4 protein-coding genes are annotated in these 11,519 nt (G+C 66.4%); all 4 read left to right on the top strand.

The window, feature by feature from the left end:
- Position 1: 1 nt before the first annotated feature.
- On the top strand, positions 2 to 703 hold the full coding sequence (locus tag Q4I12_RS08435; protein ID WP_204625589.1) for a thermonuclease family protein: 702 nt from the start codon (positions 2 to 4) through the stop codon (positions 701 to 703).
- Positions 704 to 707: 4 nt separating this feature from the next.
- Positions 708 to 1,436, top strand: a complete 729-nt coding sequence (gene queC / locus Q4I12_RS08430; RefSeq protein WP_204625588.1) for a 7-cyano-7-deazaguanine synthase QueC — start codon at positions 708 to 710, stop codon at positions 1,434 to 1,436.
- A 7-nt stretch (positions 1,437 to 1,443) separates the two neighbouring features.
- Positions 1,444 to 2,001, top strand: coding sequence for a serine/threonine protein kinase (locus Q4I12_RS08425; RefSeq protein WP_302261314.1), 558 nt, complete (start codon positions 1,444 to 1,446; stop codon positions 1,999 to 2,001).
- 606 nt (positions 2,002 to 2,607) lie between these two features.
- Complete coding sequence (locus tag Q4I12_RS08420) at positions 2,608 to 11,505, top strand: non-ribosomal peptide synthetase (protein ID WP_302261313.1); 8,898 nt, start codon at positions 2,608 to 2,610, stop codon at positions 11,503 to 11,505.
- Positions 11,506 to 11,519 lie beyond the last annotated feature (14 nt).

Raw genomic sequence — 11,519 nt, 5'->3', positions numbered from 1 at the left:
CATGCTGCGTAGCCTCTGCCTGATCCTTTTCCTGTGCTGCGTGCTCGTGGCCGGGGCCTTCCCCGGCACGGGCCGCGCACAGACGGACGCCCTGCCCCATCTGGAACAGATCGCCGTCCGGGGCAAGACCTCGGTGGCCTCCTGTCTGGACGGCGACACCATGCAGCTGACCAACCGCAGCCGCGTGCGCCTGGCCGGCATCGACACGCCGGAGCTCAAGCCCCGCAAGGGCAAGCCCCAGTTCTACGCCCGCGAAGCGCGGGAACTGCTCACCCGTCTGGCCCGCGGCCAGGAGGTCCGGTTCTTTGCCGTGGACAAGGAAGGCAAGGACAAGTACGGCCGCATCGTCGCGGATGTGCGCCTCAAGGACGGGCGCTCGCTCAACGGCATCATGGTGCGTGAAGGCGCGGCCTTCTTCTATCCCCACAAGGGGCTGGACAAGGAGTACCAGGACTGGCTGCTGGGCCTGCAGGCCGAAGCCATCAAGGAACGGCGCGGCATGTGGGCCGAGGTGCTCTCCCGCCCCGAAGCCCTGAAGAATTACACCGGCAACCGCAATTCCCTGCGCTTCTTCCCTGCCGACTGCCCTGACGCCCAGAAGATGAAGCCCCGCAACCGCATCCATTTCGGCACCCTCATGGATGCCTTCATGGCCGGTTATGCCCCGGCCCGCGTCTGCCCCTTCTGGCCGGAGGAAAAATAAGATCATGTCCCATCAGCCTCCCCTTTCCGACCAGCAGGCCCTGGTCATCTTTTCCGGCGGCCAGGATTCGGCCACCTGCCTTGCCTGGGCCCTTTCCCGCTTTGCCCGCGTCCATACGCTGGGCTTCGATTACGGCCAGCGCCACTCCGTGGAACTGGAATGCCGCGGCAAGGTCCGCAGCGCCATCGCGGCCCTCAAGCCGGAATGGCAGGACCGTCTGGGGCCCGACACCCTGCTGGACATCAGCCTGTTCCGCCAGCTGGCCGACACGGCCCTGACCTCGGACATGCCCATCGAGCAGGAAGGCGAAGGCATCCCCAACACCTTCGTGCCGGGCCGCAACCTGCTGTTCATCATGCACGCCGCAGCCTGGGCCTACGGCAAAAACATCCGCCATCTGGTGCTGGGCGTGTGCGAGAGCGACTCCTCCGGTTACCCGGACTGCCGCGACGACAGCATCAAGGCCATGCAGGTGGCCCTCAATACCGGCATGGACAGCCATTTCGTGCTGCATACGCCGCTCATGTGGCTGGACAAGGCCGATACCTGGCGCCTGGCCGAAGATCTGGGCGGCATGCCGCTGGTGGACTGCATCCTTGAGCAGAGCCATACCTGCTACGAGGGCACGCGCGGCGAGCGCTATCCCTGGGGCTACGGCTGCGGCCAGTGCCCGGCCTGCAAGCTGCGCGCCCACGGCTATGAGGTCTATCTTTCCCGCTATCACCAGAAGTGAGGCCGTCATGGCAGCCAAGAAACAACTGACCGCCGCCCAGGGCATGGATGCCGCCCGCATCCTCTTTGAGCTCAACAGCAAGCGCGAGCATATCGTCAATCTGGCTTTCGGTGCGGAGATCCCCGAAGCCTGCCTGACGGAGCCCGGCGCCCTGCCCGACTTCTGCGCCGAGTGGCGGGCCTTCGTCCACGCCACGGTCACGGCCGGGCTCATGCAGCACGCGCCCAATAGCGTGCTGGTGGGCTATCTGCGCCGCACCGGCGAACTGCTGGCCGCCACGGCCAAAGCCGAAGGCGCCAGCCTGCATACCCAGGCCGTGCCCGTCTCCGAGGACAGCCTCAATGCCTTCGTGGACGGCCCCTTTGCCGCCTACATGCCCTTGCTGGCGCAGGAAAAGCAGCACCAGTGCCCCGTGCTCTTCTGCCGCCGCCTGGGCTATGACGAGGACAGCCGCATCACGCCCGAGATCCTGAAGAAGATCCAGGCCCGTCTGGCCGCGGTCATGGCCCTGGTCATCACCGCCATCTGGGACAAACTGGACCAGTACGAGATCGCGGCGGATTAGCTGCGACACACACATTGCATGTAAAAAAGCCTGTCCTTGGGGACAGGCTTTTTTTGTCCCTGCCTGCTCCCGCCCTACCACCAGCAGCCCCCCCCGATGACTTTCAGCATGCCGTGCCTTCGTTTACACGAGGAGGCATGACTTTTTTACGAAAATATAACTTTTTGAAGAATTACGCTTTCCTTATTGACTTTGAAATTCTTTTTCAATATGTCTTATCAAGAAACCTCCCACACCCTCAGCCAGACCCCATTGCCATGCACTACCCTGCCTCCCGCTCGCTCTCCGCCGCATCCAGCCTGCCCCGCGGCAAACGCCTCCCCGTGTCCCTCACCGTCCTGCCCTCCATGATTCTCCCCGGCATCATATCCAGAAGATCCTCCTTTGCTCCTTTCTGCGGAGCTCCCTGCTGTCCTGTATGCCCGGGGCCAGCTTCCAGCTGAACGCTCCAGGGCACTTTGCCAGAACAAACACCCCCCGGTGTAACGGCCCCGCTCCTTCGTGCGCTTATCCGCTACCGGTCTGCATGACCGGAGCTTTGCGCCGGTCTGTCCGCCGTGCCCACGGGATGCCCTTTGCTCTGGCCCACCCAGAAAAGGAGGGAACATGGCGACGCAGTGTCCCGGTACGACATACAAGACCGGAGATGATGCCTTCGTCTCCATCATCGACGGCATCCGTAAAAAAGCCCTGAGCCACCCCGACTCTCCGGCGCTCAGTTTTCTTCCCGACGGAAAAGCGGAAAATGCCGAGCTCTGCTCGTACAGCCGCCTCGACATGCGGGCGCGTGCCATTGCCGCGGCCATCCAGGCCACAGGTCAGGGCGACGGCCGTCCCGTCCTGCTGATGCTGCCGCCGGGCCTGGAATTCATCGCGGCCTTTTTCGGCTGCCTGTACGCGCGGGCCATCGCCGTTCCCATGACACCTCCGGGTCTGGCCCGCATGGCCCGCACATTCAATCGTCTGGCCCGCATTGTGGAAGACTCCGGCTCACGCGTCTTCATCACTTCCGCACGTCTGCGCAAGGCGGTGGAAGAACTGGCCGAACGCGTCCATTTTGCCGACAGCATACGGATCATCTGCCTTGATGAGACCGACGATGCCCTGTCCCGGTCCTGGCAGGAACTTCCTTTGACTGCGCATACGCCCGGATGGCTGCAATATACCTCCGGCTCCACCAGCAGCCCCAAAGGAGTCATCATCACTCACGGCAACATCATGGCCAATCTGGACAGCATCGCCGGGCACATGCGGCTCCGGGAAAATATTCCCACCGTCAGCTGGCTGCCCCCCTTCCACGACATGGGCCTCGTGGGCGGCATCCTGACGCCGCTCCATCTGGGCTGCCTGTGCGTCACCATGCCTCCCATGGCCTTCCTGCGCCAACCTCTCTGCTGGCTGCGCGCCGTCACCCACTATCGCGCCCAGCTGACGGGCGGCCCCAACTTTGCCTACGACCTTTGCTGCGACCGCATCCCGGAGGATCGGCTCCGGGAGCTGGATCTCAGTTCGCTTTCCGTCTGCTACTGCGGCTCCGAGCCCATCCGCCTGAAGACCATCCGCCGTTTCCTGGAGCGTTTCAGTTCCGCCGGTCTCGATCCTGCCAGTTTCTATCCTTGCTACGGCCTTGCGGAGAACACGCTGTTCACCACAGGCTGCTGGAAAAATGACGGCGATTTTGCCGTTTTTCTCGACAAGCAGGAATATGCCGCAGGCCGCATACGCTTCCTACAGGAGCAGCACGCCGATGCCATGCCGCTGCTTTCCTGCGGCACGGCCGGGCGCAACAATGACGTGCGCATCGTCGATCCCCAGACATGCCGGGAGGTCGAAGAAAAGGAGCTGGGCGAGATCTGGATCAGGGGGACGTGCGTTTCTCCGGGATACTGGGAACAGCCCGAAGCCACGAAGACCGTCCTGCATGCCGTGCTGGCCGGATCCGGCGAAGGGCCCTTCCTGCGGACAGGTGACATGGGCTTCATGTCCGGGGGGCATCTTTTCGTCTCCGGGAGATGCAAGGAAATGATCATCCTCAACGGCCGCAATTTTTTCCCGCAGGACCTTGAGGAATGCGTCCTGCAGAACGTGCCGGGCCTGGAGCAGAATGGCGCTGCCGCCTTCGGCATCGACAGCGATGCCGGCGAACGGCTGGTCATGGTCTTCGAAACCCGCCTGCCCGCGACAGCCCACGAGGCGACGCTGGCGGCCATCCGGCGCAGCCTTTCCGAAGAATTCGACATCTCCCCCTGCGCCGTCGTCCTCTGCAAGCGGCATGGCGTGCCCAAGACCACCAGCGGCAAGATCCAGCAGTCCCTGTGCCGCCATCTGTACCTTCACGGCGAACTGCCCGTACTGGCGGAATGGCGGGAAGAGCCCCGCGCCGGGGCCCCCGCCTGGACTCGTCCCCCGCAGGAGCAGGATGCCCCCGCCTCCCGCGAGGCCTGGCAAAACTGGTTGCGTGACGGCCTTTCCGCGCGCCTGGGGCTTTCCCCGGACAGTGTGGGCCTGCACACGCCGTTCAGCTCCCTGGGCATGGGATCGGCCACGGCCGTGGCCCTGACCGGGGAATTGCAGCAGGCCTGCGGCCGTCCTCTGCCCGCGACCCTGTTCTATGACCATGCCGACATCGCCTCGCTGGCGTCGTTCATGGCCGGGGACCTTTCCGATGAAGCCCCGTTGCCCGCGCACTGCGCCGGACAACAAGCGGTGGCCATCATCGGCATGGCCTGCCGTCTGCCGGGCGCCGACAGCCCCGAGGCACTGGAGGCACTGCTTTTCGGCGGCAAGGATGCCATCACCCGGCGCGACCCCGCCCACCGGGACGGTACGGCCGCTCCTGAAGACGGGGACAGGGCTGTCTGGGGCGGTTTTCTGGATGACATCAGCGCTTTCGATGCCGCTCTGTTCGGTATCTCTCCCCGCGAAGCCGTGGAGATCGATCCCCAGCAGCGCCTGCTGCTGGAAGTCTCCTGGCAGGCCCTGGAGCGGGCCGGGATCGCGCCGGACAGCTTGCGCCGCAGCCGCACAGGCGTCTTCACGGGCATCAGCTCTTCCGATTACGAGAACCGCCGTCTCCAGTACGGCCAGAGCCTCAACGCCTATGTGGGGACGGGAAACGCCCACAGCATCGCGGCCAACCGCCTTTCCTATTTCTACGGGCTCGAAGGCCCGAGCATGGCCGTAGACAGCGCCTGCTCGTCCTCGCTGCTGGCCCTGCACCTGGCCTGCCGCAGCCTGCGGGACGGCGAATGCGAGACCGCTCTTGCCTGCGGCGTCAATATCCTGGCCGGAAGCGAAGGACAGGATATCTTCACCGACGCCCATCTCATGGCACCGGACGGCCGCTGCAAGACCTTTTCCGCCGACGCCGACGGCTATGTCCGCGCCGAAGGCTGCGTGGTGCTCGTTCTTAAAACGCTGGAGAGGGCCCTGAACGACCAGGATCCCATCCTGGGCATCGTCCGCGGTTCGGCAGTCAACCAAGACGGCCGGAGCAACGGCCTTACGGCCCCCAGCCGCCGGGCCCAGGCCCGCCTGCTGCGCGAAGCCCTCCATAACGCCGGGCTTACGGCCGCGGACATCGACGGCATCGAAGCCCACGGCACCGGCACGCCCCTGGGCGACCCCATCGAATTCGGCGCCATCAGCGATGTCTACAGCGGCAGCAGGGAGGCCGATCGCCCCCTGCTGGTCTCCTCCATCAAGACGAACGTCGGCCACCTTGAGGCTGCCGCCGGTCTTGCCGGGGTCTGCCGCGTCCTCATTTCCCTGCAGGCCGCGGCCATCCCGCCGCACCTGCACCTGAAACGCCTCAATCCCGAGATCAGGACAGACGGCATCCCGGCCGCCATCCCCGTCGCCACCACCCCGTGGCCCCGGACCCCGGGACGGCCCCGCCGGGCCGGTGTCAGCTCGTTCGGCTTTGGCGGGACCAATGTCCATGTCATCCTCGAAGAAGCTCCCCTGACAGACGCGCCTTCCGGCACGCTCCCCGGACCTCTCCCCGTTTTGCCGCTGGCGGCCGCATCGGAAGGCCAGCTGCGGGAGCTGGCGGCAGACTACAGGGAACACCTTGCCCGGGCGCCGGAACGGGAGATGGCCGATGCCTGCCTGACCTGCGGCGCCGGCCGGGCCTCCCTGCCCTGCCGTGCGGCCCTCGCGGGCCCGGATATCGTCCGGGGGCTGGAACAGCTCGCCTCGGGGATGCCCGTGCCCTTCATGGGCCATGTGCCGGACAGCGCGCCGCACCGTCCGGTGGTCTTCTTCCTCGACAGCATGGCCAGCTGCCCCGACGCTTCCCTCCCGGATGTCCCGCCGCTGGCCTCCGCCCGCACCGCATTGCTGGAGCAGCTGCCCTCCGGGACGGAGACGGATGGACAGGCAAGGGCGTTCCTGGCTCTTATGGCCACGGCCGAAGCCTGGCGCCGCATGCTCGGCGAACCTGCGGCCATCCTCTGCACACCGGCGACGGTGTCTGTGGCGGCCTGCCTTGCAGGCCATCTCGACCCGGAAGACGGCCTTGCCCTGTACCGGGCCCTTGAAGGTGATGGAGCCCCCATCCCGCAGTTCAAGGTCCGCGCCCCGGAAGCCGGGACCGTCTCCATCCCCCTGTTCGATCTGGGCCGCAGCAGGCTCATCTCCGCCGCAGAAGCCCGCGATCCCGCCTTCTGGCAGGCATATGCCCCCACGACCGGAGCCCCGGAAGAAGCCCATGCCATCGCCCAGGCCCGGCGCCTTGCCCCATCCGCCGACATCCTGGCCATGCGTCCCGGCGACCTTCCCGACGGCAATACCGCAGACACGCCGCTGCTGCTCCCCGCCTTCGCTCCCGATGCCGCTGCGACGCCGCAGCATATGGCCGCGGTGCTGGCCTGCTGCTGGACACGCGGTACAAACGTGCGCTGGGCTGCCGTCCATGCGGGCAGTGCTGCCCGGCGCATACCGTTGCCGACCTATCCTTTTGCACGCGAGCGCTTCTGGTTCGGCGGCACGGACATGACCGGCGCCCCTGCCGCCCTGCCCGCACGCCGCTCTCCCGCCCCGCTGGAGATCCCCGACGTATCGTGCGTCATGCAGGAGACGGCGCGTGCGGACCGTCTTGACGATGCGGAGCTCCTGGCGCTGCTTTCCCATGAGGCCCGCGCCGTCCTGCGCCTGCCCGAAAACGTCTCCCTCTCCCCTGAGACGCCCCTGGTCAGGGCCGGTTTCGATTCCCTGCTGTTCATGGAGCTGGCGCAACGCCTGAGCAGACGCCTCGGCATGACGCTGCCTCCGGCCCTGCTCATGGAAACTGCCACCCTGGCCGCCTTGCGGGAACGTCTGTGCCTGCAGGGACAGACCGCTCCCGCCCCTCAGGAGATGACGGACATCGTTGCCCGTCCCGAAGACAGGCACCTGCCCTTCCCCCTGACGGACGTGCAGCACGCCTACTGGATCGGACGGGACGGCAGCATGACGCTGGGTGGCGTCAGTTGCAGCAATTATGTGGAAGCGGACTTCACGGGACTGGACGTCCCCCGGCTGGAAAAAGCCCTGGATGCCCTCGTCAGGCGGCATGACATGCTGCGCTGCGTCATCACGCCTGACGGACGGCAGCGCGTCCTGCCTGCGGTCCCTGCCTGCCGCATCCCGCTCGAAGACCTTTCCGCCCTGGCCGAAGAGGAGAAGGAACACGTCCTCCGGCAGAAACGGGAACAGCTTTCCCACAAGGTACTGCCCACGGACAAGGCCCCTCTGCTGGAGATCACGGCAAGCCGTCTGGATGCCGCTACCGTACGCCTGCACGTCAAACTGGATCTGCTGGTGGCCGATGCCTACAGTTTCGGCATCCTGATGCAGGATCTCGCCGCCTGGTATGCCGACCCGGGAATGGAAAAAAGCCCTCTGGCCCTTTCCTTCAGGGATTGCGTCCTGGCGGCCGAGGCGGAAAAGGACACGCCCGCCTGGCAGGCGGACAGGGAGTACTGGCTGCAGCGCCTGCCCTTCCTGCCCGCAGGTCCCGAGCTGCCTCTGGCACAGACGCCGCAAAGCCTCGGCACCCCCCGCTTCCATCGTCGCACGGCGATGCTGGATGCCGCACGCTGGGCCCGCCTCAAGGAAATGGGGCGCGCACAGGGGCTCACGCCCTCCGGCCTGCTGCTGGCGGCCTTCAGCCTCGTCCTTTCCCGCTGGACGGCGCAACCGCACTTCTGCCTCATGCTCACGACCTTCGACCGCCGGTACCGGCATGAGGAAATGGGGGCCGTGGTGGGGGACTTCACCCGCCTGCTGCTGCTCGAAGTCCAAAGGGAAAAAGGCGCCACCTTCCTGGAGCACGCAACGGCTCTCGGCAGGCAGCTGATCCGGGACATGGGACACAGCCGTTTCTCCGCCGTGGACGTTCTGCGGGAACTGGCAAAGGATCACGGCGAGGACATGACGTCCTCCCGCTCCGCTGTCGTCTTCACCAGCGCCCTGCCCCTCAGCGGTGACGATCCGTTCGCCGCGGCCGACGGCCTGGGAGCGAAGCTGGCCTATGCCGTCTCCCAGACGCCGCAGGTATGGCTGGACCATCAGGTCTGCGAATACCGGGGCCAGCTCGTCTATACCTGGGATGCGGTGGAAGACCTGTTCCCCTCGGGGATGCTCGATGCCGTGTTCACCGTCTACGGCGACTTCCTCACGGCCCTGTGCGAGGATGCCGCTCTCTGGCAGCAGCCTGTGCCCCTGCACCGTCTGCCCGCATCACAGGCAGACGTCCGCCATGCGGCCAATGCCACAGAAGCGGCCATCCCGCCGCGTACGCTGTTCGCCCCCTTCCTGGACCACGCCTCCCGGGATGGAGCCCCTGCCGCCGTCATCGGCGAAGGCGTCAGCCTGTCCCGGGCCGAGGCCGAATCCATCTCCCGCCTGCTGGGGAACGGGCTGCGTTCGCGGGGCCTGCGTCCCGGCGAGATCGTAGCCGTCATGATGGAAAAGGGCTGGGAACAGGTCGTGGCCGTCATGGGCATCCTGCGGGCCGGGGGCGCCTATCTGCCCGTGTCCCCCTCCCTGCCGGACAAGCGCATCGCCTACATGTTCAAGGATGCCGGTGTCCGCTTCTGCTTCGTGCAGCCCGGCCTGGAAGCCAGGGCCGAAGCCTGCGGCAGCGAGGCCGTCCCCGTCCTCCGCGCCTTCCCGGAACAAGCGGCCCCGGCCGCGGCGCCCCTTCCGGATACGGACGTATCGCCGGAGGGCTTGGCCTATGTCATCTATACCTCCGGCTCCACAGGCCTGCCCAAGGGGGTGATGGTCAGCCATGCCGCAGCCCACAATACCCTGGCGGACCTGGGGCAGCGTCTGGGCCTCGGGCCCCGTGACCGCGTCATCGCCCTTGCCAGCCTGTCCTTCGACCTTTCCGTGTTCGACCTTTTCGGCGTCACGGCAGCGGGCGGCGCCGTCGTCATCCCCGCTCCCGGACAGGAGAGGGATCCCGCGGCCTGGTGCCGCCTGATGCGGGAACAGGGCGTGACCGTCTGGAACAGCACCCCTTCGCTCATGCAGCTGCTGCTCGACTATCTGGACGACCACCCCGAAGACAGGCCGGAACGACTGCGCCTGGCCCTGCTCAGTGGCGACTGGATCCCCCTTGCCATGCCGGACCGCATGCACGCACTGTGGCCGGACATGACCGTTGCCGCCCTCGGAGGGGCCACCGAAGCCGCCATCTGGTCCAACATCCAGATCGTGGACCGTATCCCGGCAGAATGGCACAGCATCCCCTACGGCCGTCCGCTGGCCAACCAGGGATATCTTGTCCTCGACCAGGACCTGTGCCCCTGCCCGGATCTTGTGGCCGGTGACCTGTACATCACCGGGGCGGGCCTGGCCCGCGGCTACCTCAACGATCCCTCCAAAACGGCCGCGGCCTTTTTCCGCCATCCCCGCAGCGGGCAGGCCCTGTACCGCACGGGAGACCTGGGCCGCTACTGGCCTGACGGCACTCTGGAATTCCTCGGCCGCAAAGACAGCCAGGTAAAAATCAACGGTTTCCGCATCGAGCTGGGCGAGGTGGAACGGGCCCTGAACGCCCTCCCCGGCGTGGGCAATGCCGCCGTCATCGCCCTCAGGAGCGACAAGGGCGACAGGCTCGCCGGCTTCGTGTCTCCCGCACCGCAGGCAGTCATGCCGGCACCGTCCGATGAAAGCCCGGAAGCCCGTGAAGCCCGGTACCGGAGCATGAGGGACGCCGGCATCACCCTTGTGGATGACGTGGAACGCCTGGCCTACAAACAGGCGGGGCACAACCTCCGCAAGGACCTCGACAGCCTGCCCCGCATCGGTCTCGCCACGGAGGACGAGGCCACCAGCCTGTCCCTGTTCTCCCGCCGCATCTCGTCGCGCCGCTTCACCGAAGCCCCCATGGAACGGGAAGCGTTCGAAAGATTGCTGGGATGCCTGCGCGGCCTGGACATCCCCCAGTGGCCGGTGGTCAGGCACCGCTACGGCTCCGCGGGCTGGACCTATGCCGTACAGGTCTATGTCCTGGTCAGGCCCGGCAGGATCCGGGAGCTGGATGGCGGCTGCTATTATTATCATCCGCTGGAAAACGCCCTCGTCCGCATGGCCGATGCCCCTGAAGATGCGGCCACCGTCTTCCCCGGCCACAATGCCGACATCTTCTCCCACAGTGCCTTCGCCCTGTTCCTCGTGGCCGACATGGAGGCCATCCGTCCGCTCTACGGGGACAGGTCCGAAGAGTTCGTCCTCATCGAAGCCGGACTCATGAGCCAGCTGCTGGAAGAGACCGCCATGGAACAGCGGGCCGGTCTGTGCCAGATAGGCGCGCTGGATTTCGGCAGGCTGCGCGACAGCTTCTCCCTGGGAGCCGGGCACCGCTACCTGCACTGCCTGACAGGGGGGGCGGTGACCCGCGAACCGGGCTGGGACTTCACCCGTGCCCTGGCGGAATCCCTTCCCCACCAGGCCGCGGCCGGGGGGCTCTCGCCCGAAGACCTGCAAGGTCTTTTGCGGCAGTGGCTGCCCGATTACATGGTGCCCCAGACCCTGACGGTCATCGATGCCATACCGCTCACCGCCAACGGCAAGGTCGATCGCAGGCAGCTGGCCGCGCTGGGGGCCGGCCCCGCTGCGGGACCGGCATTCGTGCATCCCGAGGGCGAGACCGAAGAACAGCTCACCGCCATCATCCGGGACATGCTCGGCAAGGAGACGGTCAGCGTGCTGGACAACTTCTTCGATCTCGGCGCCACGTCGCTGCAGCTGGTCCTTTTCCAGCGGCGCATCAGCGAGCTCCTCCACAGGCAGGTGGCCATCACGGACATCTTCGCCCATCCCAATATCAGGGACCTTGCCGCCTTCCTGGCCCCGCAGGGCGGGGAGGACAGCGCAGAGGACGCCATGTCCATGGCCGGACGGCGTGCCCGGCTGCGCAGGCAGATGCGCAGGCCCGGCCCGGCACATGCCGTCACGCCCCGGAACTTCGGCCCGCAGGACAGCCTTCCCGGCACGGAAAGCAATTCGTAACCGGCAGCGAAAGA

Origin of the sequence: Desulfovibrio piger, assembly GCF_951793255.1 — a bacterium.
In the GTDB taxonomy this organism is placed as follows: Bacteria; Desulfobacterota; Desulfovibrionia; order Desulfovibrionales; family Desulfovibrionaceae; genus Desulfovibrio.
The sequence above is the reverse complement of the archived record's forward strand: the minus strand, read 5'-3'. Positions and strand labels throughout refer to the sequence as shown.